Here is a 21,384-nt window from a genome sequence, read left to right on the forward strand (position 1 = left end):
TCAGGCGAATTGAGCTCGCTCAGGAAATCCGCACCGGCAGCGATTCGATGCCGCGCACGAAACTGGAATAGACCCGCTTCGGCTCGCCGACCACCTCGATGCGATCGAACCGCTTCAGCATTTCCTGCCACACGATTTTCAGCTGCAACTCGGCCAGCCGCATGCCGACGCAGCGGTGGATACCGAAGCCGAACGAAAGGTGGGTGCGCGGCCGGGCGCGGTCGATAATGAACTCGTCGGGCTTCTCGATACCCTCCTCGTCGCGATTGCCCGAGACGTACCACATCACGACGCGATCGCCCTTTGCGATCTTCTTGCCGCCGATCTCGGTATCGACCAGCGCGGTGCGGCGCATATGCGCCAAGGGAGTCTGCCAGCGGATCACTTCCGGCACCATGGAATCGATCAGCGCCGGATTGTCGCGCAGCTTCTGGTACTGCTCGGGATGCTCGTTCAGCGCCAGCACCGATCCGCTCATGGTGTTGCGGGTGGTGTCGTTGCCGCCGACGATCAACAGGATGATGTTGCCCATCAAATTATCAGGGTCCATGTGCCGCGTCGCGTCGCTATGGGCCATCATGGACAGCAGGTCGTTGCGCGGCTCGCTGTTGACGCGCTCATTCCAGAGTTTTGAGAAATAGGCGTAGCACTCGTCCATTTCCTGGCGTCGCTGCTCGGGCGATTCCACGACGCCGCTCTTGGGCAGCGCGGTCGAGACGTCGGACCAGCGCGTCAGCTTGCGCCGCTCTTCCCAGGGGAAGTCGAACAGGGTTGCCAGCATCTGGGTCGTCAGTTCGATCGACACCCGATCGACGAAGTTGAAAGTCTCGTTGCGCGGCAGATCGTCGAGCACCTTGCAGGCGCGCTCGCGGATCAGTTTTGCCAGCTCGTCCAGATGCGTCGGCGTGAACATCGGCGACACCGTCTTGCGCTGCGAGGAGTGCCGCGGCTGGTCCATCGCGATGAAGCTCGGATAGTCATAGCCGGGCGGTACGTCGCGGATCGAAATGCCGCCGAGTGTCGAGTCGGAGGAGAAGATGCCGTGGTTGGTGTCGACATGCATGATGTCGTTGTACTTGGTCACCGACCAATAGGGTTCGATCGGCGCGTTGGTGCAGTAGTGCACCGGCTCTTCCTTGCGCAGCCGTTCGAACCACGGCCATAGCGTATCGTTCTGGAACAGCTTTGGCGCACCGGGGTGAAAATCCTTCAGCGGCGTCGAGTAGGCCTCTTCGCGCGCGGCGCGCAGAAGCTCTTGTCTGTCGGCTCGGATCGCGGCGTGGACGTTCATCGTCGTTCATCCCCGGGTACAGGAAACGTTGAAGGAATGTATTAGACTATAACTTATAGGCGTTCTAAGGGCAAAGCCCGTGCAGGTAGTTGCGGAACTGGCTGCCTAGTTCGAGATGCGCGCGGGCAGGGTCTCGTAACCCTTGACAAAGCTTGAATAAACCCGCTTCGGCTCATCCATCACCTCGATCTTGTCGAAGCGCTTGAGGATCTCTTCCCAGATAATCTTCAATTGCAGTTCCGCCAGCCGCAAGCCGACGCAGCGGTGGATGCCGAAGCCGAAGGAGATGTGGGTGCGCGGCCGGGCGCGGTCGATGATGAACTCGTAAGGGCGTTCGATGATCTCTTCGTCGCGGTTGCCCGAGACGTACCACATCACGACCTTGTCGCCCTTTTTGATCTGCTTGCCGCGGAACTCGATATCCTCGAGCGCGGTGCGCCGCATATGCGCCAGCGGCGTCTGCCAGCGGATCACCTCGGGAACGAAACTGTCGATCAGCGCGGGATTGTCGCGCAGCTTGCTGTACTGATCCGGATTTTTGCTCAGCGCATAGATGCTGCCCGACAGCGTGTTGCGGGTGGTGTCGTTGCCGCCGACGATCAGGAGGATCAGGTTGCCGAGGAAATTCTTCGGGTCCATGTCGCGGGTGGCTTCGCTGTGCGCCATCATCGACAGCAGATCGCTCTTCGGCGGCTGGTTGATCCGGTCTTTCCAGAGCGTGGAGAAATAGGTCGCGCATTCCAGAAGCTCGGCCTGCCGCGCCTCTTCGGTCGGGACGAGGCCGCCGGGCCCGGGAATCGTCGTCGCAATGTCGGACCAGCGCGTCAGCTTGCGGCGATCCTCCCAGGGGAAGTCGAACAGCACCGCGAGCATCTGCGTGGTGAGCTCGATCGAGACCCGGTCGACCCAGTCGAACACTTCGCCGCGCGGCAGATTGTCGAGGCATTCGGCCGACCGCTTGCGGATGTTGATCGCGAGCTGGTCGAGATGGGTCGGCGTGAACATCGGCGCCACGGTCTTGCGCTGCGCCGAGTGGCGCGGCTGGTCCATGGCGATGAAGCTTTCGCGGCGCAGATCGGTCGCGACGTCGCGGATGGTGATGCCGCCAAGGTATGCCGCCGACGAGAACACCGCGTGGTTGGTCTCGATGTCCATGATGTCGTTGTATTTGGTGATCGACCAATACGGCCCGAACATGCTGTCCTTGCAGTAATGCACCGGCGCTTCCCGGCGCAGCCGGTCGAAATACGGCCAGAACGTATCGGTCTTGAACAGTTCGGGATCGCCGGGGTCGAACTCGGCCAGCGGCAGCGAATAAGCGCGCTCGCGTGCGGCCTTTTGCCGGGAGTCCAGTTCAATGGAATCCTGGGTGAGTTCGATGGTTCCCTGCATGGAGCGGCTCCCTGATTGTTTTCCGCGCGCCGGGATTCGCCCGGTGGCGGTATTTTGGGGTGATTACAGCCGTTCGTACGTGCCGGGGCAAGGGACAGTTTTGATGCTTCGGCCGCATTGAACTTTACCCCCGGCCGGGGCCGATACGGAGCCGTATCATTCCTCGTGACAAGCGCGCCTGCAGGGGTTAAGGCTTATCCCAACAACGATATTTCGCCGGAGGTCGCCCGACCATGATTCCCAATGCGTACCGGATGTTCAATTTCGATCTCGGTGAAACCGCGGATGCCATTCGCGAAACCGTGTTTGCCTTTTCGAGCAAGGAGATCGCGCCGCGCGCGGCCGAAATCGACAAGAGCAACCAGTTTCCACGGGATCTCTGGCCCAAGATCGGCGCGCTCGGCCTGCACGGCATTACCGTCGAGGAAGAATATGGCGGCACCGGGCTCGGCTATCTCGAGCATTGTATTGCGGTCGAGGAAATGTCGCGGGCATCAGCGGCGGTCGGGCTTTCGTACGGCGCGCATTCCAACCTCTGCGTCAACCAGATCCGCCGCAACGGCAACGACGCGCAGAAGCGCAAATATCTGCCGAAGCTGATCTCGGGCGAACATGTCGGCTCGCTGGCGATGTCGGAGCCGGATTCCGGCTCCGACGTGGTGTCGATGAAGACGCGCGCCGACAAGAAGGGCGATCGCTTCGTGCTGAACGGCAGCAAGATGTGGATCACCAACGGCCCGGTCGCCGACACGCTGGTGGTCTATGCCCGAACCGACGCCAATGCCGGCCCGCGCGGCATTACGGCGTTCATCATCGAGAAGGGCATGAAGGGATTTTCCACCGCGCAAAAGCTCGACAAGCTCGGCATGCGCGGCTCGGATACCTGCGAACTGGTGTTCGACAATTGCGAAGTGCCGGAAGAGAACGTGCTCAGCGAAGTCGGCCGCGGCGTCAACGTCCTGATGTCGGGCCTCGATTATGAACGCGCGGTGCTGGCCGCAGGTCCGATCGGCATCATGCAGGCCTGCATGGACGTGGTGCTGCCTTACGTGCATGAGCGCAAGCAGTTCGGCCAGCCGATCGGCACCTTCCAGCTTGTGCAGGGCAAGATCGCGGACATGTACACCACGATGAACGCCTCGCGCGCTTATGTGTATGCGGTGGCGAAAGCCTGCGACCGCGGCGAGACCACGCGCGAGGACGCCGCCGGCGCCATCCTCTATGCCGCCGAGAAGGCGACGCAATGCGCGCTCGACGCCATCCAGCTGCTCGGCGGCAATGGCTACATCAACGATTACCCGACCGGCAGGCTGTTGCGCGATGCCAAGCTCTACGAGATTGGCGCTGGAACCAGCGAAATCCGGCGTATGCTGATCGGGCGGGAGCTGTTCGACAAGTCGGCGTAAGTGAACCGGATCACACTCCAGTCGACAAATTGGTGTAAACCCGATTTGTTGCCCGCTGCCTCGGAGCTGCCCTGGAGTTGACCCGTGAACGAGATGAGTTGGACCCCGCTCGGGCCGCCATCGCTGCCGCCGCTGCCGAAACCGCCGCCGATGCCGGTGGGGTTTTCCGGCAAGCGTGATGAATTCTTTCAACTGGTGAAGCGCGGCGCCGGGCTGGAATTGGTCACGCTCGGCTTCTACCGCTTCTGGCTCACCACCGACATCCGCCGCCATCTCTGGAGCAATACCCAGATCGACGGCGACGGCGCCGAATATACCGGGCGGGGCCGGGAATTGCTGATCGGGTTCCTGGTTGCCCTCGCGATCCTGGTGCCGATCTATCTGGCCTACTTTCTCGCCGGCCTCGAAGCCGAGCATTACAAGGCGTTCGCCAGCATTCCGCTGGTCGCCTTCTTCTATCTGTTCGGGCAGTTCGCGATCTTTCGCGCCCGCCGCTATCGCCTGACGCGCACGGTGTGGCGCGGCGTTCGGTTCTGGATGAGTGGTTCGGGCTGGATCTATGCCTTGCAGGCGTCGTTGTGGGGCCTGCTGTCGATGGTGACCCTTGGCCTGGCGCTGCCATGGCGCACGGCGGCGCTCGAGCGCTACAAGATGCGCCATTCATACTATGGCGATCTGCAGGGGAAGTTCGAGGGAAGCGGCTGGGAATTCTTCAAGCGCGGCTGGTGGTTGTGGTTGCTCGCACCGATGGCATTCCTGATGCCGCTGTTCGCACCCTTCATCTACGGCGCGTTCAAGGCGGTCGAATGGCGCTGGTGGCTGTCCGGCATCCGGATCGGCGGCGTGCGCCTGGAATCGGAATTGCCGCGCAGCCGGCTGATCGGCCTGTACTGGAAGGTGGTCGGCTGGATCGTCGTGCTGGGTCTGGTTTTCTCGGTCTACCTCGCAGCTGCCACGGCGCTGGTTGCCAGCATGAGCGGCGAGGGAATTGGCGAGTTCTTCAAGTCGCAGGAAGCTTCTCAGAGCATCCTGTTGCTGGTGCTCGCAGGCTTCGGCTACCTGGTGTTCGCATTGGCGCTCAACGTCGTGATCCGCGTCTATCTGATGCGCGATCTCTGGGTGCGGGTGTCGGAATCGATCAACATCCACGGCATCGAAGCGGCCGCCAATGTCTCGGCAAGGGGTGAACTGGCCAATGCGCTCGGTGAAGGTTTTGCCGATGGCCTTGACGTGGCGGGGTTCTAGCTCATGACCGGTATGGCCATGGATAGCGACGCTCCGGATACCTCGAAATCGCCGCTTGGCGGTTCGGCGATCTATTTCGACGGCAAGTCGAACCAGCGGCGCGCGGTCACGCTGCATTTTGCTGACCGGCTGGAAATCCGGGATGGTGACGCGGCCGTTGCGGCATGGGCCTATGCCGATATCCGCCGCGCCGACGGTCCCTCCGGCATGCTGCGCCTCAGTGCTCTGACCGCACCGGCGCTGGCGCGCCTGGAGGTTCGCGATGCCGCGGTCGCGGCCGACCTGGTCTCGCGCTGCGCAACTCTGGACGAGAACACGCCGGGCCGGCGCGGTGTCGCCGCGATCGTCGGCTGGTCGCTCGCCGCGACGGTTTCGATCATCGCGGTGGTATTGTTCGGCGTCCCGCTCGCCGCCGATCGCTTGGCGCCGCTGGTGCCGGAGGCCTTCGAACGGCGGCTCGGTGAGGCGGCCGAAAGTCAGGTCAAGACGATCTTCGACGCCAAGGTCTGCGACAATGCGGCCGGACAAAAAGCCTTCGTCAAGCTCATGACCGCGATACGTGAATCCGCCGGGATGGATACGTCGGTTCAGTCCAGCGTGCTGTCGTCGTCGGTGCCCAATGCCTTCGCGCTGCCGGGCGGCAGGGTTTACATGTTCAACGGCTTGCTGGCGAAGGCCGAGAACGCCGACGAGATCGCAGGCGTGCTGGCGCACGAACTCGGCCACCACAAGCATCGCGACAACATGCGGGGATTGATCCGCGACGGCGGCACAGCGTTTCTGGTCGGGTTGTTGTTCGGCGACATCACGGGCTCCAGCGCGCTGATCTTTGCTTCAAAGACGCTGGTCACCTCGTCCCATTCGCGCGAGGCCGAGCAGGATGCCGACGGCTTCTCGATCGACGTCATGCACCGGCTGGGCCGGCCGACCAAGCCGATGGGCGAACTGCTCGTCCGCGTCACCGGCAAGGGAGGCAAGGGCCTCTCCATCATCTCCAGCCATCCGATGAGCGAGGATCGGCTGGCGCGGATGACCCGGGAAGACCGGCCGGCCAGCAAGCCGCCGCTGCTGACGCCGGAGGAATGGCAAGCGCTGAGATCGATCTGCGATTCCGACGGCAAGATCTGACGGCCAGAGCGTTTTCCAGCGAAGTGGACACCGGTTCGCGTGAAGAAAACGCGTCAAAACAAGAATCCAGAGCCCCGTTCCGATTCCATCGGAACGGAAAAGGCTCTAGTTCGGCGGGTCTGGTTATCTTCGTGCGCTCTTCCGCGACCTTGGCGCAGCCACCGGCGCGGGCAGGGTGTTGGTCGGCTTCAAATCCCACACCGCCTGCATGGCCGAGAAGGCGTGCGAAATCACCGGTTCGTGCCGCCGCGATGTCAGGCAGGCAAAGCTGAGGTCGCAGGTCACCGTCACCTTGTCGGCGATCACGAAGTTCCGCTTGCGGGTGATGCGATCGAGGGTGCAGTCGCGCGCGAGGCTGAGGCAGATGCCGGATTCGACGAAGTCGATCATGGCCTCTTCCTGGTCGGCATAGGCCACGCGCTTCGGCAGCGAGCCCATGGGACGGAAGATATTGTCGAGCAGGCGCCGATGCGCCGAGTGCGGCGGCGTTGCGAGCCACGGCAGGCCGATCAGGTCGGGCCAGTCCTTGCCGATCACCCGGTCGCTCCATTCCGCCGGGGCAATCACCCGGTACGGGTAGCTCATCAGCGGCGCGAGCTGGTACTTTCCGTCGTCGATGTGGCGCTCGGAGAAGCTCGGGAACGACAGGGATTCGGCAGGCGTCGCGTCGACAAAATATCCGACGTCGAGGTCGCCTCTGCCGATCTGCGCCAGCACGTCGTCGCTCATGCCGTAGCGCAGGAAGACTTCGGTCTGTTTCAAGGACGTGGCGAGGCTCCGCACGAAAGGTCCGAGCCGGATGAACTCGGGATCCAGGATCGTGCCGACCCGAAGCGATCCCCGTACCGACTCGCGCAGGGAATCCGCCATCGTCTTGAAGTCCGACGAGGCCGATATCGCCTTGTGCGCCAGCGGCAACAGGGCGGCGCCGGCTTCGGTCAGGGTAAAGCCGCCCGGTGTTCGGTTGAAAAGGAGCAGGCCGGTACTTTCCTCCAGCCCTTTTAGCTGCAAACTGACGGCCGGCTGGGTCAGGTTCAGCAAACTTGCCGCGCGCGACACAACGCCCTCGCGCGCCACGGTGATGAAGCAGCGCAGGGCCTGGGTACGGGGGAGGTCATTCATTTGAAAAGCTTATACACGATTTCCTTTATCTCATTAGACAAGATTTGCTCCTGCAAGTCACAAGTTTTCGAAGGCGAAACCCTGCGTTGTCACCGGCCGGAACCTGGATCATGGCGCTTGCCGGCAATTGCGGGGGACAGAATGAAGAAACTCGCTGAAATGATGTGGTGGCCCTGGTTGCGCCGTTGTGCCGATTCCGCCCGAAGCGGCGCAGTCGCCGCCTTTGCTGTCCTCCTGGCAGGCGTATGTTCGCCGGCGTCGGCCGACGGCTATCCCGAGCGGCCGGTTCAGCTGGTGGTGCCCGCCGGGCCCGGCAGCAGCACCGACACCATCATGCGGTCACTGGCCCAGGCCGCAGCGCCGATGCTCGGCCAGCCGATCGTGATCCTGAACAAGCCCGGCGCCAGCGGCACCATCGGCGTCGGCTTTGTGACGAAGTCCGAGCCGGACGGCTACACCATCGGCGGGGTGCCGAGCGGCGCCATCACCATGGCCCCGCATGTCGCGGCGCAAAGCTTCCAGCAGGCCGACTACCGCATTGTCGCGATGATCACGCAGGCCGCCGGCGTGCTCTGCGTCCACCCGGATTTTCCGGCGAAGAACGCAAGCGAGTTCCTCGCCGAGCTAAAGAACAACCCCGACAAATACACCTATGGTTCGGACGGCGTCGGCGCCTTCGTGCAGTTTTCGACGGCACGGATTTTTCAACCCCAGGGCATCCGCCAGCGGATCATCCCCTTCACCGGCGCCGACCAGACGGTAACGGCCTTCCTTGCGCGCACCATCGACATCTATGGCGGCGCCATCGCCTCGATCGCGCAATTTGTCGCCGAAGGAAAAGCAAAGTGCCTGCTGCTGACCACGGCGCGGCGCTTTCCGACGCTGCCCGACGTCGAGAGCCTTGATGACGTCAAGATGGCGCCATCCCAGACATTGCTGTGGCGCGCGGTCATCGCGCCGCGCGACATCCCGCAGGACCGCTTTGAAAAGCTGCGCGACGTTCTGACCCGGGCGGCGCAAAGCCCCGAATTCAAGGCGATGGCGGCCAAGCGCGGCGAGGAGGTCTGGACGATCAGCGCCGAAGACGCCGCCAAATACGCGCAAAGCGAATTCGTCCAGATGGAGCAGCTCGCCAGAGAGCTGCGCCTGAAACCGAACTGACGGGAGCGCCGCCATGCCGACCGTCAGAGCCGGCGACGGGACACCGTTGCACTACGCGGTTCACGACTACACCGACCGCTGGCGCAAGGCCGAGACCATCATCCTGATCCACGGCTTCGCCCGCTCGGGCGAGTTCTGGTTCAACATGGTGCCGTATCTGGCGCGGTTCTACCGCGTGATCTGTCCGGACTTGCGCGGGCTCGGACAATCGGCGCCGCTGAACGATCCGGCGCACGCGCTCTCGCTCGTCGCCTACATCCGGGACATCGAGGCGGTGGCCGATCACGCGGGCGCTTCGAATTTCCATCTGGTCGGCGAGGCGATCGGCGGCGCCATCACGCTGATTTTCGCCGCCGAGCGGCCGCAGCGCCTGCGTACGCTGTCGGTGCTGGCGCCGGCGGTGTGGGCCAATGACTGGATCCGCAACGCCTATGCGGTCGGCTTTCCAAGCTGGGTCGAGGCCATCAGGGCGCTCGGCGTCGAGGGCTGGGTGCGCAAGTCGAACACGCTGGCGCGGTTTCCCGCCGGTTTCGATCCCGCCTTCATGGATTGGTACGCCCGGGAAGTCGGGAAGGCCGACGTCGAAATCGTCGCGGCGATGGTCGAGTTCGCCGGCTCCGTCGACGCCAGACCTTACCTGCAGAAGATCACGGCTCCGACGCTCGCACTCTATCCGACCGGCAGCAATATCTCCTCATCCGATCAGGAAGCCGCGCTGCGCGAGAACATCGCCTCGGTGCGCGTGACGCATCTGGGCACACCCTACGCGATGCTCGGGATGCTGCAGCCGCGGGCCTGCGCCGAACACATCCTGAGTTTTGCGGCAGATCATGACGGGATCGTTTGCCGGGAATAGCAGTTTCGAAGGAAACCGTTCGAACTGAACGAGGACCGGAGGCAGTGCCGCAACGAGGTCGCGGTGAACGGGCTAGCCCGTATTCCTGACCGCGTCAGCAAGCATCGCGTAAAGCTGGCTCTTGCTGAATTCCTTGGGTTGTCTCCCTACTGTCTTCCGCGACACCTTCTTTGCCACCGGGCGGGCACAGGCGGCCAATAACGCCGGCCTTCGTTTCGGGACCGGCCTTATCTTGGGTTTTGCCGTTGGCGACTTGTGACCACGCTTCAGACCCAAACGAGTTAGCCTGCCGCAGACCGCGTTACGGCTACACTCGAGACGACGCGCGATCTGGCTGGCGCTCTGTCCAGCGGCCCAGAGTTTTTTGAGCAGTGCTACGTCTTTCGCATCCCAACTCATGGGAGATACTCTACGCCGGCTGCCAGCGACAGGCCAGTCTAGTCGTCGTCCGGCTCGCGCACGACCGCCGGTTCGTCGGCATTGTCCTCTTCCTCTTCCTCTTCCTCTTCGTCCTCTTCGTCCTCTTCGTCTTCATCAGGATCTCGGGGCGGCACCGCGCTGTCCATGGTCACGAAGGGACTGCAGTGGATCAACCTGGTGGAAAGCTCCTCTGGGATCTGTTGCTTCATATTGTTGCTCCTCGGTGCGGGCCCAGGGATTATGCCCCCTCTGCTCAGTTTCCGAATGAGGGTTTGCGCCAACACACCGTCTGCGGGCGCGGACATTCGTTTCGAGTTGCATTGGCGATCAGCCCACGCTCGGCCTGACAAGGCCGCACCACGCTCATAGCCGCCGAGATCTTGTTGGCTTCGTGGTGCAAGCGGCACCGTGCATCCCGGAATTTGGTAGTCAAGCTTAGCCGATCTCACGCCCCGAATCGATCCCTACTCCGTAGTAATCGGCTCGGCCCGCCGATCTGAATTTCTGAGTAAGCTCACCTGCCCGCTGGAAGGCCTTCGTCGTATCGCTCGCCGTGAGCGCCACGGTAGTTGTTATGTCCGAAAGGCTTCCGCCAGCCGCGGCGGCAAGCACCGCTGAAATCATCGTGGGCTCATCCGGTGCTTCAGCTATGATCAGCCAATCGTAGGGCCCCAAAGTCAGATACCAACTGATCAGCCGACCACCGGCGGCCGCAAACAACTCGGCGACCGCCTCGGAACGGTCCTCCGGTTTCGCAGACATCCCTTTGATGGCCGCGGCGGTGTAACGACCTTGAGAAACGTAAATCGTCATGCTGGTCTCCTCCGCTTTCGCTGGTTACGATCCACGTCGTCCGGCACGCCGCTGCAGTTCTGAGCGCTACCTCAATGCGCGCTGAAGGTGAGGCCGGCGCGCTCGCTCAGGCGCTTGCGCAATGCCGGCCCCATCAGCGCGCCCGGCGTCCAGATGCCACCCTCGCCCTGCACGTCGCGCACGAGACAGAGAGCGCTCTCGGCGATCATCTTGCTCGTCGAGCCGTAGCCCGGATCGCGGTCGCCCGTGATTACCGCTTCGACCCGTCCACCATCCGGCAGCTCGCCCAGGAACAGGATGTCGTAGAGGCCCTTCTCGCGCGCTTCCCGGGTCGGGCCTGCGCCGGGTTTGAGACCGCCGGTCGCGACCAGGGAAATCATCGTGGCGAACGTCTCCGTCGTCACGCGGGCGAGTTCCCCAAATCCCGGCGCGACCATCATCTCGTCGTAAACGAAGTCCTTGCCATAGGGATGACCCAGCAGGAAATTCGTGCGGTGCACGTTCTTGGTGTTGATCGGCGCCATGGGGAACGGCACGAGCAACACGTTCATGCGCGGGTCGAATTCGGGGACGAGGCCCGACGGCTGAGACGGCCCGGTGAACCCCGGCGTCAACGCGAAGGGATCGTTCAGCAGCCGGATCAGGGTCGGGTCGCGCGCGGCGGCGGCCAACGTCGCCCGAGCGCTCGCTGCGGTGCCGCCAGACATGCCGCCTCTCACGTTGCGCAGGCGGGCTTTGACCCGGCGCGCCGGGCGTCCGAATTTGTCGCGCGCCTTCTCCTGCAACGTGAGCACGCCGAGATCGAACGGGATGGAATCGAAGCCGCAGGAAAAGACGATGCGCGCCCCGGTCCGTTTCGCCTCTTCGTGATGGGCGTCGATCATGCGCCGCATCCAGGCAGGTTCGCCGCACAGATCAACGTAGGCCGTGCCCGTGGCCGCGCAGGCCGCCACAAGCTCGGGACCGTGGAGCTGATAAGGCCCGACCGTCGTGATAATCACGGTCGCACGCTCGCACATCGAACGTAGGCTGGCCGGCTCAGCGGCATCCGCCTTCACCAGAGGCAAACTGTCCGGTGCGCCGATGTCGGCACGCACCTTCTGGAGCTTGTCGGTCGAGCGTCCCGCAATCGCCCAGGACGGAGCATCGTCGCCGCGATAGGATGCCGCCAGATATTCGGCGATGAGACGGCCGGTGTAACCCGTCGCACCATAGACGATGAGGTCGAAGTCCCGCTTCACGACGTTGGTCCTCATGGAGATCCGGGAGAGCTATCTTCTGATCCGTTTGCAATCGCAGGGCACGAGGACGCTCAGCACGAGCAGCAAACCGTCCCATCGCGTTTGACGGAGGATACCACAGTTCCTGCCTTTGGGGGTGCGCAACGTCCGTTGGGGGCAATGCGGAAGTTGGGCCTCGTGACAGGGATGGCCTCTTGCCCTTCAGGAGCAGACATCGATAGGCCATCGCGGCAGATCTGCTTTGTGACCACAAGCAGGCACTGCACCACAGCAAACAACCCCGCTATTCAAGCACCTGGTCGGCGCGGGCGAGCAGCGCTGGAGGCATGATAACGCCAAGCGCCTTCGCGGTCCTCAAATTGATCACTAGCTCGAACCTGGTCGGTTGTTCGATCGGCAGGTCGGCAGGCTTTGCACCCTTGAAAATCTTGTCGACGAAGGCGGCGGATCGACGAAATCCATCTCGTAAATCAATCCCATACGTCAGAAGAAAACCCGTCTCGGCATACTCTCTTGCGGCAGCGACTGCCGGCAGCCGATCTCTGATGGCCATGACGCCAATCTGTCCACGAAAGTTGAAGAGCACGCCATCGCTCAGTACGACGAGCGCCTGCGTGCGCTCCTTCACCATCGTCGCGAACGCTTGTTCGAGTGCGTCCAGCCCGCGTGCTTCAGCCGGGACAAGGGTCAAGCCCAGTGCCGGGGCAGCCTCCTGCATCGACGACAGCCGGGCGGGATTGGGCGAAAAGTCCGGATTCCACAGAACGCCCACGCGCGAGACGTTCGGCAGTGTGTCCTTCACCAACTCGAGCCGCTTGACATGTTGCTCGCCGCCCGTGTCCTGAGCGATCCCGGTCACGTTCCCGCCGGGGCGCGCCAGACTGGCGACAAGCCCGGCACTAACTGGATCGGCACTGCTGGCCACGACGATCGGGATCGTCGTGGTCACCTTCATGACGGCAATCGTATTCGTATTGTTCCCTGCAACGATGACGTCGACACCGAGTCTGACCAGGTCTGTGGCGAGCGCGGATAGCCGTCCCATCTCGCCATCGGCAAAGCGATACTCGATAGCGACATTCTCGCCAACGCGGTAGCCGAGGCTCCGCAGGCCCTCTTCGAACGCCTTCATAACATGGAGCGAACGTTCCCGGGAGGTGGTTGCGAAGTAACCCACCCGGTAGACCCGCCCTGCGGGCTGCTGCGCGCGCGCGGCCAGCGGCCAAGCTGCCGCCGCACCTCCCAGCAGCGTGATGAACTCGCGTCGACGCATGCATCCCCCAAGAACACATCTCGTCCCGGGCCTAAAGCCTAGCACTTTGCGGATGCGCTGCGAGTGAGAAATGGCGCCCGGCCGATCAGGCTGTCTCAATTGGGGCATTCGCGTCGGTTGGCCACGACCACCGCTCTTCCCCTCGAAGCGGACCTCGCAACGGCGGCGTCGGGAAGGATAGGGAAGCTAACGGAGGTCAACGCCGCGATCGTGATGGATATCACTCCGGCAGATTATTCACCTTGCGCACCCATGCACGGACGTCGGCGAGCACGTCGGGCAATATCGCCCTGACGTCCTGCACGGTCATGCCGGCCTTGATCCGGGGATCGTACAGCAGGTTGAGCAGGTACTGGTCGTAGACGCCGAAATATCCCATCGACACATTGTCGTTGAACATGGTCCAGGGCACGGTCGGGGTGTCGTTGATCGGGCCGAGCGATTGCAGCAATTCCTCATAGGCGCAATCGAAGAAGACGAAGTCGCCATTGTCGACGGTGAGGATCACGTCGGAATGCTCGATCTCGAACTTTTCGTTCTTGCGGAAGCCGCTCAGGCATTGCGGGTCGAGCGAGGAGCGAATCTCGCGCGCCCGTTCGCTGCCGTAGAAGGTTATGATGGTGCGGTTGAGGTCGCGGTCCCGCACCAGTTTGACCAGCACATTGGCATCATCGTTGTTCGCGGCCATCGCGATATCGAGGTGCTGGACCCGTGTGGCGATGTCGGCGACGATCTTCGCGAGCTGGGCCTTGCGGTCGGCGCGGGTGCCGTCGGCGAACACCCGCACCGGTGCCTCGTATTTCCGGATGCGGTCGACGCGGCCGGCAAGGTGATACTCGGCGCCGAAGGCGATCTTGAAGAAGCCTTCGATGATCTCGCTGTCCGTGAAAATCTTCTTCTGGGCGCGCTGACGCTGGGCGACGGAGGGATCCCCGGCCAATGCCGCGGCGGGCAGCAACACTTCGCCGAGGGCTACGGCCGCCAGAGCGGCTGCGAGCATTCGCGGGAATCGAGGCCGGCCAATTGCGCTCATTGTGGCTCGACGCTGCCGCAATCGGCGCGTGCGCGCAAGACTTGTTCACGCCAGGCGAGGCTGGTTCAGGTCAACAAGTCTTGTTGGCGCGTCAACGCAGACGCTGCCGGTTCCCTGACGTTGGGATGCGGCTAGTTCTTGACGATCACCGGGGTGCCGACCGAGACGCGGCTATAGAGATCGGTCACATCGTCGTTGGTCATGCGGAAGCAGCCGGACGATACCGCCTGTCCGATGGTCTCGGGCTCGTTCGATCCGTGGATGCGGTAGAGCGTCGATCCCAGATACATCGCGCGGGCGCCGAGCGGATTGTCGATGCCGCCTTTCATGTGCCGCGGCAGATCGGGCCGCCGCGCCAGCATCTGCGACGGCGGGGTCCAGCTCGGCCATTCCTTTTTCGCCGTGATGCGGTGGGTTCCGCTCCAGCGGAAGCCGTCGCGGCCGACGCCGATGCCGTAACGCAGCGCCTGGCCGTTGCCGACCACGAGATAGAGCCGGCGCTCGGCGGTGTTGATGTAGATCGTGCCCGGGGCATAACCGCCCGAGAAGTTGACCGTCTGCCGCGGGATCGGGCTCGATCCGCCACCTCGGAAATCGGGACCGCCGCCGAAGAGGCCGCGCGAGTCGAAGAAGCCCCCGAAATCCTGGGCTTGCGCGTGACCGACACCGGCCAGCACCGTCAATGCCGCAAATAACAAAGCCAAAACCCGGGTCATTTTCTTCCTCGTGAAAAATCAGAATATGCAGCGAGACAGGCCATAACTGCCGCGATTTCGCAAGCAAAGAGCCCGTGAGCGCGCCATTTTCGGACACGGCGGTTAAAAAAGGCAACACATCGGAGGCGATGGCTGCATTGTCGGCTAAACCTTTGACGAAACGGGTGAACAATGATTGATCTTGAGCCGTCTTGAGAACAATCGCGAACGGGGGCGAGACCATGAACGGTGCGGAAAGTCTGGTGCGGACATTGGTCGCAGGCGGCGTCGACGTCTGCTTCACCAACCCCGGCACGTCGGAGATGCATTTTGTCGCCGCACTGGACCGGGTCGAGGGCATGCGTTGCGTGCTGGGCCTGTTCGAGGGCGTGGTGACGGGGGCCGCCGACGGCTATTTCCGCATGAAGGGCACCCCGGCCTCGACGCTGCTGCATCTTGGCCCCGGGCTCGCCAACGGTCTTGCCAATCTGCACAACGCCAAGAAGGCCAATTCCGGCATCGTCAACATCGTCGGCCAGCATGCCACCTACCACATCGAATACAATGCGCCGCTGACCTCCGATATCGAGGGCCTGGCACGACCGATGTCGTCCTGGGTTCGGACTTCGCCGGACGCGAAATCGGTCGCCCGTGACGGTGCTGCCGCCATCGCCGCGGCGAGCGGTGCGCCGCCGCAGATCGCAACCCTGATCCTGCCGGCCGACACCGCGTGGAACGAAGCCGATGGCGTGGCCGAAGTCCCGCTGGAATCGCAGCGTCAAAGCTACTCCCCGCAGGCCGTCGAGAAGGCGGCAAAGGTGCTGCGCGGAGGCGAACAGACCTTGCTGTTGATGACCGGCAGCGCGGTGACGGAGAAGGGACTGGCGCTGGCCGCGCAAATCGCCGGCAAGACCGGCTGCAGGGTGATGGGCCCGCTGGCCAGTCCACGAATGGCGCGCGGCCGCGGGCGTTTTTCGATCGATCGGGTGCCTTACGTGATCGAAGCGGCGCAAGCGGCGCTGAAGGGTTTTCGGCGCATCGTGCTGGTCGAAGCCAACGATCCCGTGGCGTTTTTCGCCTATCCGAACAAGCCCAGCTTGCTGAAGCCTGAGGGCTGCGAGGTCCATCGCATGACGTCGAGCGGGGAGAATTCGGTCGCGGCGCTGGAGGCGCTGGCGTCTGCGCTGGGCGCCAAGCCGGCGGACGTGAAGCCGCAGACCCAGGTCGAACTCGTCAAGCCGACCGGCGCCCTGAACCATGCGTCAATTGCCCAGGCGATCGCCATGGCTATTCCGGACAATGCTATCGTCGTCGACGAATCCGTCACCACAGGGCGAGCATTCTTTCCGGTGATGGCGGCCGGCGCCCCGCACGACTGGATCCAGAATCTGGGCGGCTCGATCGGATACTCGACGCCGGTCGCGACCGGAGCCGCGATCGCCTGCCCGGACCGCAAGGTGATCTGCATGGTCGGCGACGGCAGCGCGATGTACACGCTGCAATCGCTGTGGACGCAGGCGCGCGAAGGCCTCAACGTCGTCACGATCGTGTTCGCTAATCGCATCTACCAGATATTGCGTGGCGAATTCGACGGCGTCGGCGCCGGCGAGCCGGGACAGCGTGCGCTCGACATGCTCAAGATCGACCGCCCGACAATCGACTTCGTCGCGCTCGGCAAGGGCATGGGCGTGCCCGGCCGGGCGGTCGACAATGTCGACGATTTCGTCAAGGCGCTGGCGGAAGCTGTCGCCGAGCCGGGGCCGCGGTTGATCGAAGTGCAGATGTGACGGCGTAGCCGTCATCCCGGGGTGCGAAGCGAACCTCAGGTGCGCAATTGCGCACCGGGGGATCTCTAGATTCCGGGTTCGATGCTTCGCATCGCCCCGGAATGACGGAAGGTCGGAGGCGACATGCAGACCGAGCTGAACAAGGTCGTCACGGCGCTGTCAGAGTTTTACGCGCACGAGACGTTCCTGCTCGAAAAGGACGTCGGCGAGCGCCCGCTGACGCACCGGCTGGCGGTGCATCTTGAACATCAGTTTGCCGGCTGGCAGGTCGATTGCGACTACGACAGGCTCGGCGAGCGGACGCTGCGGCTGCCGCACGGTTCGATCATCTCGACCGACGACCATCTCGGCAAATCGATCTACCCAGATATCGTCGTGCATCAGCGCGAGATCCCCAATAATCTGCTCACGATCGAGGTCCGGAAATCCGCCAATCACCAGCCGCTGGAACACGACCAGCACAAGCTGCGGGCGCTGACCGATCCGCATCTGTGGTTCGCCTACTGGATCGGCGTGTTCGTGACGCTCGGCAGGAAGCAGGTCGCGATGTCTGAGGTCTATACCGGTGGCGTGATCGATCCGGCTATGTCGATCTGGTTCGCCGAGCGGCTGAAGGATACGGGCTTAAGTGCAGGCTGAGACCTGCGAGGAGCGAGGGAAGTCATTCATGAATTTCAAGCGCACGATCCTGACAATCGCCTTTGTCGCGGCAGCTTCGCAGGCCTGGGGGCAGGCCGCGCCCGCGCCGGCGATAGAGCCCATCCTCGCCAATCCCAAGGTCGCCAAGACACTTGAGGACATCAAGGCCGACGATGCGCGAACGCTCGACGAGCAAAAGCGCATCACCGAAATTCCGGCGCCGCCCTTCAAGGAAAAGATCCGTGCCGAATACTACCAGAAGCGGATGCAGGAGCTCGGCTTCAAGGACGCCGCGATCGACAGCGAAGGCAACGTCATCGCGCTGCGCAAGGGGTCCGGCGGCGGCCGTCCGAAACTCGTGGTGTCGGCGCATCTCGACACGGTCTTCCCCGAAGGCACCGACGTCACGGTGAAGGAAAAGGACGGCGCCTTTGTCGCGCCCGGCATCGGCGACGATTCCCGCGGGCTGGCGGCGCTGCTGTCGCTGATCAAGGCCATGAACGCCAACGAGATCGCGACCGTCGGCGACATCATGTTCGTCGGCACCGTCGGCGAGGAGGAACTCGGCAATTTGCGCGGCGTCAAGGCGCTGTTCCGCGATCACAAGGACATCGACGGCTTCATCTCGATCGACGGGCTCGGCATCACCCGCGTCGTCAACCATGCGACCGGCAGCCATCGCTACGAGTTCATCTTCAAGGGGCCCGGCGGCCACTCGTTCCAGGAGTTCGGCCTGCCGAGCGCGATCCACGCCATGGGCCGCGCGATCGCCAAAATCTCCGAGCTGCAGCCGCCGTCCGATCCCAAGACCACCTTCACCGTCGGCACCGTCGTCGGCGGCACCTCGGTCAACGCCATCGCGGCCGAAGCACGGATGGCGGTCGACATGCGCTCGAATTCGACCGATGAACTGCTCAAGCTCGAGGCGCGCCTGCTCGATCTCGTCAAGGAGGCGGTGGCGGATGAAAACGCGCGCTGGAAGTCCGACAAGCTTGGCGTCGAGGCCAGGATGATCGGAGACCGGCCCGCCGGAATCGTGCCGATGGATTCCCCGATCGTTCAGGCGACGCAGCGCGCGGTCGCCGCCGTCACCCGCGCGCCGCGGGTGACCTTTGCGGGCTCCTCGACCGACTCCAACATCGCGATGTCGCTCGGCATTCCCGCCGTCACCATCGGCGGCGGCGGCGAGGGCGGCAACTGGCACTCGCGCAACGAATGGTACAAGCCGACGGATGCGTATTTCGGCCCGCAAAACGCGCTGCTGACGGTTCTGATGCTGACCGGCCTCGACGGCGTGACCAAGCCGGCGCTGGTCGTGAGGCAGGGGAAGTAGGGGCGAGGTCTTAATCACAGCCGTCATGGCCGGGCACAGCCGTCTGAAGGGCGGCGTCGCTTCGCTCGCCTATGCCCCGGCCATCCACGTCTTCTTGCTTAGGTAAGGCTAAGACGTGGATGCCCGGCACAAGGCCGGGCATGACGAACAGGGTGTTAGTACTACGCCCCGATCACCGGGAACGACAATTCGCAGTCCAGTCCTTCGGGCTTCCACTGCCGCGTGATCCGGCCGCTGAGGGTGCGGACCATGCCGTCGATCGCGTCGACGCCAAATCCTTTCCGCATCGGTTCGGCAATTTGGGGACCGCCGGATTCCGTCCAGCGCAGCTGAAGGCTGTCGGCCTCATCGATCTGCCAGTGGATGTCGATCTTGCCCGCGGGGCCCGACAGCGAGCCGTATTTGGCGGCGTTGGTCGCGAGTTCGTGGATGGCCACCGCGATGGCCTGCGCGAGTGAAGCGGGAAGCCGGACGTCGGTCCCGGTCATGCTGACCCGCGTCGAGCCATAGGGCTTCAATTCTTCCTGAATGATGGTCTGGATGCTGGCGCCGGTCCAGCGCGACACCGAGAACAGCCGTTGCACATTGGCAAGCGCACTCAAGCGCCCCTGGAATGCGGCCTGAAACTCTTCGGCGCTGTCGGCCTTGGTCAGCCGCAGCATGGCCTGGATCACGGCGAGCAGATTGTTCGAGCGATGATCGACTTCGCCGGTCAGCAGCATCATGCGCTCTTCGGCCTGCTTGCGGGTGGTGATGTCGACCAGCATGTTGACGGCGCCGAGCAGCCGGCCGGCCTCGTCGCGCAGCGGTGTCGGGTATGGCATGAAGCAGATGCGCGAGCCGTCGGGCCGTTCGGCGATCGCCTCGACGTCGCGCACCGGGCGGTTTTCCTTGAGCGCAATCGCCATCGGACAATCTTCGTGGCGCAGCGGCGTGCCGTCCGGCCAGAACAGCTTCCAGGTCACGCACCACATCTCACCGATCTTCGGCGTGCGGCCGGCGAACTCGATGCAGGCATGGTTGAAGAACGTGATCCGGCCTTCGGCATCTGTCGTGTAGATGGCGGCGGGCAGCGCCTGCAGCAGATCGCGGAACTGCTTCTCACGCGATTCCGTGTCGTCAGCTGCGGCGGTGTTCCTGATGGCGTGCCGGGCCAGGATATCTTCGAGATCGGCAGCTTCGGAATGCCGGAACAAATTCAACATACTTATTTCTCCCCGCCCGCACTGACGCTAATTCGTCACAAAGGCAAACGTTCCGCGTGGCTCGGCGAAATAAGGCGTTTTGCGGTCCGGCGCCGCCCGGCGGGCCGCCAATTGGACAAATTGTCAGCAAATTGCGGTCAAAGCTGGATTCAAATGTTCCGCCAAACAGATGCGTAAGGGGAACTTGCATGGCGTACAGGATCGTGGCGGAACGGGACAACGAGACCGTCAGGATGGACAGGACGAGTTCGCTGATGGCACTCGCCAAGGCGCGCGTATGGGCCAGCGAAGGCTGGGACGTCACCATCATCGTCAAAGACGAGGATGAGCTGGCGCCCGCGAACGCGGACCGTCTGTTGCTGGTGTAATGGTCTTCGCCGACGGCGCGAAGCACTCAGAGGGCCGCCCGGGGAGCGGCCTTTTTTTGTGACCTGCTCGGGCGCGCCGGTTTTGGCCTTGGCCACCCTTCAAAACGGCGATCAGTGCTCGATCGTGTGATCTGGGAATGATGGAACCGGGAACCCGGCCCGGCGTTGTCAGCGCGGGCAGGCTCTGTGGAGATGCGCCATGCACTGGCGATCAGAAACCGCGGATGCCGACGCGATGCGTGGCACCGGCGAGGACAACCTTCTCTACGCAACCGGATGGACCATCAGCGGGCTCGCGACCTTGGGCACCATCGTCGCGGTCTGGGTATTCGGGATCTGACGACGCGATGGCTCGGACGACCGCTGGTCGCGCGGTTACGCGCAGGCCACGCCCGCGCCCGTTCACCAGCCGATCGGGCGCGGCCCACACGACCCCACAAAGATTGACCCACAAAGATTCTTGGCTCCGCCCGCATTGTTAACTTGATATTTGTTCTTTGTTTGTTCTCTATAGGCTCCAACCCCCGGTGAGGTGAGCCATGGACAACAGATTGAACGAAATCCGCAGGAAAATCAGGTTCTTGCGCTCTCAAATGCTGGATGCCGAGAGCACCATCCGCCAACACATCAACCGCGACGAAGACTGCGCTGAGGCCTCGATGCAGGTGATGGCCATGCGCGTCGTGATGCTCGGGCTGATCAGCGAGCGGAACAGGCTCGGCGGCGAAGAACGCCTGCTCGATGTCGATGAGCGGCTGAAAGCGGATTGCCGCGCCGTCGGCCGCGGCCCCTTGAAAGGCGCGCGCGGCCGCCGTGTGCGATGAGGCTGGATATCAAGAGGCCTGGAAATCAAGAATCGAAAAGCTGCGCAGGCAGCTTGCCGAACTGGGCTCGGCAGTTCGCCGGCTGGATCAAGCCGGCCTCGACAATGCGACGGCTGAGCTCCTGCTTTCGCGCAAGCGGGCGGAGCTGGAAG

At 63.2% G+C, this 21,384-nt stretch carries 22 protein-coding genes; 11 read left to right on the forward strand and 11 right to left on the reverse strand.

Annotation, left to right across the window (positions count from 1 at the left end):
* Positions 1-19 precede the first annotated feature (19 nt).
* Both JQ609_RS00815 and JQ609_RS00820 read right to left on the reverse strand, forming a co-directional pair.
* Positions 20-1,291: a cytochrome P450 gene (locus JQ609_RS00815; protein ID WP_212271679.1), complete on the reverse strand. Its 1,272-nt coding sequence runs from the start codon at positions 1,289-1,291 to the stop codon at positions 20-22.
* Between the two features lie 105 nt (positions 1,292-1,396).
* Positions 1,397-2,683: a cytochrome P450 gene (locus JQ609_RS00820; protein ID WP_212271680.1), complete on the reverse strand. Its 1,287-nt coding sequence runs from the start codon at positions 2,681-2,683 to the stop codon at positions 1,397-1,399.
* A 233-nt stretch (positions 2,684-2,916) separates the two neighbouring features.
* On the opposite strand from JQ609_RS00820, the gene JQ609_RS00825 reads away from it, so the two are divergent.
* The 3 genes from JQ609_RS00825 (at position 2,917) to JQ609_RS00835 (ending at position 6,462) form a co-directional block, all read left to right on the forward strand.
* Positions 2,917-4,089, forward strand: a complete 1,173-nt coding sequence (locus JQ609_RS00825) for an isovaleryl-CoA dehydrogenase (RefSeq protein ID WP_212271681.1) — start codon at positions 2,917-2,919, stop codon at positions 4,087-4,089.
* 84 nt (positions 4,090-4,173) lie between these two features.
* Positions 4,174-5,334 carry a DUF898 family protein gene (locus JQ609_RS00830; RefSeq protein ID WP_409411152.1) on the forward strand — a complete coding sequence of 387 codons (1,161 nt, stop codon included), beginning with the start codon at positions 4,174-4,176 and terminating at the stop codon, positions 5,332-5,334.
* Positions 5,335-5,346: 12 nt separating this feature from the next.
* Positions 5,347-6,462 (forward strand): M48 family metallopeptidase, encoded by a 1,116-nt coding sequence (locus tag JQ609_RS00835; protein WP_212271823.1) that lies wholly within the window; start codon positions 5,347-5,349, stop codon positions 6,460-6,462.
* 123 nt (positions 6,463-6,585) lie between these two features.
* On the opposite strand, the gene JQ609_RS00840 is transcribed toward JQ609_RS00835, so the two are convergent.
* Positions 6,586-7,584 (reverse strand): LysR family transcriptional regulator, encoded by a 999-nt coding sequence (locus JQ609_RS00840; RefSeq protein ID WP_212271682.1) that lies wholly within the window; start codon positions 7,582-7,584, stop codon positions 6,586-6,588.
* 141 nt (positions 7,585-7,725) lie between these two features.
* Between JQ609_RS00840 and JQ609_RS00845 the strand changes: the two genes are divergently transcribed.
* Both JQ609_RS00845 and JQ609_RS00850 read left to right on the forward strand, forming a co-directional pair.
* The gene (locus tag JQ609_RS00845) at positions 7,726-8,745 is read left to right on the forward strand and encodes a tripartite tricarboxylate transporter substrate binding protein (protein WP_212271683.1); all 1,020 of its coding nucleotides are present in this window, start codon (positions 7,726-7,728) and stop codon (positions 8,743-8,745) included.
* Between the two features lie 13 nt (positions 8,746-8,758).
* Positions 8,759-9,601, forward strand: a complete 843-nt coding sequence (locus JQ609_RS00850) for an alpha/beta fold hydrolase (RefSeq protein WP_212271684.1) — start codon at positions 8,759-8,761, stop codon at positions 9,599-9,601.
* 72 nt (positions 9,602-9,673) lie between these two features.
* Here JQ609_RS00850 and JQ609_RS00855 read toward each other — a convergent pair whose 3' ends face one another.
* From JQ609_RS00855 to JQ609_RS00885, 7 genes are all read right to left on the reverse strand, one after another.
* On the reverse strand, positions 9,674-10,000 hold the full coding sequence (locus JQ609_RS00855; RefSeq protein ID WP_212271685.1) for a GcrA family cell cycle regulator: 327 nt from the start codon (positions 9,998-10,000) through the stop codon (positions 9,674-9,676).
* Positions 10,001-10,038: 38 nt separating this feature from the next.
* A complete protein-coding gene (locus JQ609_RS00860; protein ID WP_212271686.1) occupies positions 10,039-10,230 on the reverse strand; it encodes a hypothetical protein in 192 nt (63 codons plus the stop codon).
* A 226-nt stretch (positions 10,231-10,456) separates the two neighbouring features.
* Positions 10,457-10,834: a GYD domain-containing protein gene (locus JQ609_RS00865; RefSeq protein ID WP_212211881.1), complete on the reverse strand. Its 378-nt coding sequence runs from the start codon at positions 10,832-10,834 to the stop codon at positions 10,457-10,459.
* A 71-nt stretch (positions 10,835-10,905) separates the two neighbouring features.
* The gene (locus JQ609_RS00870) at positions 10,906-12,090 is read right to left on the reverse strand and encodes a saccharopine dehydrogenase family protein (protein WP_249127510.1); all 1,185 of its coding nucleotides are present in this window, start codon (positions 12,088-12,090) and stop codon (positions 10,906-10,908) included.
* 268 nt (positions 12,091-12,358) lie between these two features.
* The gene (locus tag JQ609_RS00875; RefSeq protein ID WP_212271687.1) at positions 12,359-13,348 is read right to left on the reverse strand and encodes an ABC transporter substrate-binding protein; all 990 of its coding nucleotides are present in this window, start codon (positions 13,346-13,348) and stop codon (positions 12,359-12,361) included.
* Between the two features lie 220 nt (positions 13,349-13,568).
* Positions 13,569-14,348, reverse strand: coding sequence for a DUF2927 domain-containing protein (locus JQ609_RS00880; RefSeq protein ID WP_249119416.1), 780 nt, complete (start codon positions 14,346-14,348; stop codon positions 13,569-13,571).
* Between the two features lie 164 nt (positions 14,349-14,512).
* Positions 14,513-15,097, reverse strand: coding sequence for a L,D-transpeptidase (locus JQ609_RS00885; protein WP_212211872.1), 585 nt, complete (start codon positions 15,095-15,097; stop codon positions 14,513-14,515).
* Between the two features lie 221 nt (positions 15,098-15,318).
* Here JQ609_RS00885 and JQ609_RS00890 point away from each other — a divergent pair, with 221 nt between their 5' ends.
* The 3 genes from JQ609_RS00890 to JQ609_RS00900 all read left to right on the forward strand — a co-directional run bounded on the left by JQ609_RS00890 (position 15,319) and on the right by JQ609_RS00900 (position 18,835).
* Positions 15,319-16,863, forward strand: coding sequence for an acetolactate synthase large subunit (locus JQ609_RS00890; RefSeq protein ID WP_212271688.1), 1,545 nt, complete (start codon positions 15,319-15,321; stop codon positions 16,861-16,863).
* Between the two features lie 123 nt (positions 16,864-16,986).
* Positions 16,987-17,502 (forward strand): hypothetical protein, encoded by a 516-nt coding sequence (locus JQ609_RS00895; RefSeq protein ID WP_192736580.1) that lies wholly within the window; start codon positions 16,987-16,989, stop codon positions 17,500-17,502.
* Between the two features lie 28 nt (positions 17,503-17,530).
* The gene (locus tag JQ609_RS00900) at positions 17,531-18,835 is read left to right on the forward strand and encodes a M20/M25/M40 family metallo-hydrolase (protein WP_212271689.1); all 1,305 of its coding nucleotides are present in this window, start codon (positions 17,531-17,533) and stop codon (positions 18,833-18,835) included.
* 161 nt (positions 18,836-18,996) lie between these two features.
* Here JQ609_RS00900 and JQ609_RS00905 read toward each other — a convergent pair whose 3' ends face one another.
* Positions 18,997-20,040 (reverse strand): HWE histidine kinase domain-containing protein, encoded by a 1,044-nt coding sequence (locus JQ609_RS00905; RefSeq protein ID WP_212211866.1) that lies wholly within the window; start codon positions 20,038-20,040, stop codon positions 18,997-18,999.
* Positions 20,041-20,228: 188 nt separating this feature from the next.
* Between JQ609_RS00905 and JQ609_RS00910 the strand changes: the two genes are divergently transcribed.
* From JQ609_RS00910 to JQ609_RS00920, 3 genes are all read left to right on the forward strand, one after another.
* The gene (locus JQ609_RS00910; protein WP_212211863.1) at positions 20,229-20,408 is read left to right on the forward strand and encodes a hypothetical protein; all 180 of its coding nucleotides are present in this window, start codon (positions 20,229-20,231) and stop codon (positions 20,406-20,408) included.
* A 199-nt stretch (positions 20,409-20,607) separates the two neighbouring features.
* A complete protein-coding gene (locus JQ609_RS00915) occupies positions 20,608-20,748 on the forward strand; it encodes a hypothetical protein (RefSeq protein WP_212211860.1) in 141 nt (46 codons plus the stop codon).
* 199 nt (positions 20,749-20,947) lie between these two features.
* Positions 20,948-21,232: a hypothetical protein gene (locus JQ609_RS00920; RefSeq protein WP_212271690.1), complete on the forward strand. Its 285-nt coding sequence runs from the start codon at positions 20,948-20,950 to the stop codon at positions 21,230-21,232.
* Positions 21,233-21,384 lie beyond the last annotated feature (152 nt).

The sequence above is a fragment of the Bradyrhizobium sp. AUGA SZCCT0169 genome, from assembly GCF_018130085.1.
Classification (GTDB): Bacteria; Pseudomonadota; Alphaproteobacteria; order Rhizobiales; family Xanthobacteraceae; genus Bradyrhizobium.

Coding starts and splice junctions, on each gene's coding strand:
- JQ609_RS00815 (WP_212271679.1), bottom strand. CDS start 1,291: ATGAACGTCCACGCCGCGATCCGAGCCGACAGACAAGAGCTTCTGCGC.
- JQ609_RS00820 (WP_212271680.1), bottom strand. CDS start 2,683: ATGCAGGGAACCATCGAACTCACCCAGGATTCCATTGAACTGGACTCC.
- JQ609_RS00825 (WP_212271681.1), top strand. CDS start 2,917: ATGATTCCCAATGCGTACCGGATGTTCAATTTCGATCTCGGTGAAACC.
- JQ609_RS00835 (WP_212271823.1), top strand. CDS start 5,347: ATGGCCATGGATAGCGACGCTCCGGATACCTCGAAATCGCCGCTTGGC.
- JQ609_RS00840 (WP_212271682.1), bottom strand. CDS start 7,584: ATGAATGACCTCCCCCGTACCCAGGCCCTGCGCTGCTTCATCACCGTG.
- JQ609_RS00845 (WP_212271683.1), top strand. CDS start 7,726: ATGAAGAAACTCGCTGAAATGATGTGGTGGCCCTGGTTGCGCCGTTGT.
- JQ609_RS00850 (WP_212271684.1), top strand. CDS start 8,759: ATGCCGACCGTCAGAGCCGGCGACGGGACACCGTTGCACTACGCGGTT.
- JQ609_RS00855 (WP_212271685.1), bottom strand. CDS start 10,000: ATGAGTTGGGATGCGAAAGACGTAGCACTGCTCAAAAAACTCTGGGCC.
- JQ609_RS00860 (WP_212271686.1), bottom strand. CDS start 10,230: ATGAAGCAACAGATCCCAGAGGAGCTTTCCACCAGGTTGATCCACTGC.
- JQ609_RS00865 (WP_212211881.1), bottom strand. CDS start 10,834: ATGACGATTTACGTTTCTCAAGGTCGTTACACCGCCGCGGCCATCAAA.
- JQ609_RS00870 (WP_249127510.1), bottom strand. CDS start 12,090: ATGAGGACCAACGTCGTGAAGCGGGACTTCGACCTCATCGTCTATGGT.
- JQ609_RS00875 (WP_212271687.1), bottom strand. CDS start 13,348: ATGCGTCGACGCGAGTTCATCACGCTGCTGGGAGGTGCGGCGGCAGCT.
- JQ609_RS00880 (WP_249119416.1), bottom strand. CDS start 14,348: ATGCTCGCAGCCGCTCTGGCGGCCGTAGCCCTCGGCGAAGTGTTGCTG.
- JQ609_RS00885 (WP_212211872.1), bottom strand. CDS start 15,097: ATGACCCGGGTTTTGGCTTTGTTATTTGCGGCATTGACGGTGCTGGCC.
- JQ609_RS00890 (WP_212271688.1), top strand. CDS start 15,319: ATGAACGGTGCGGAAAGTCTGGTGCGGACATTGGTCGCAGGCGGCGTC.
- JQ609_RS00895 (WP_192736580.1), top strand. CDS start 16,987: ATGCAGACCGAGCTGAACAAGGTCGTCACGGCGCTGTCAGAGTTTTAC.
- JQ609_RS00900 (WP_212271689.1), top strand. CDS start 17,531: ATGAATTTCAAGCGCACGATCCTGACAATCGCCTTTGTCGCGGCAGCT.
- JQ609_RS00905 (WP_212211866.1), bottom strand. CDS start 20,040: ATGTTGAATTTGTTCCGGCATTCCGAAGCTGCCGATCTCGAAGATATC.
- JQ609_RS00910 (WP_212211863.1), top strand. CDS start 20,229: ATGGCGTACAGGATCGTGGCGGAACGGGACAACGAGACCGTCAGGATG.
- JQ609_RS00915 (WP_212211860.1), top strand. CDS start 20,608: ATGCACTGGCGATCAGAAACCGCGGATGCCGACGCGATGCGTGGCACC.
- JQ609_RS00920 (WP_212271690.1), top strand. CDS start 20,948: ATGGACAACAGATTGAACGAAATCCGCAGGAAAATCAGGTTCTTGCGC.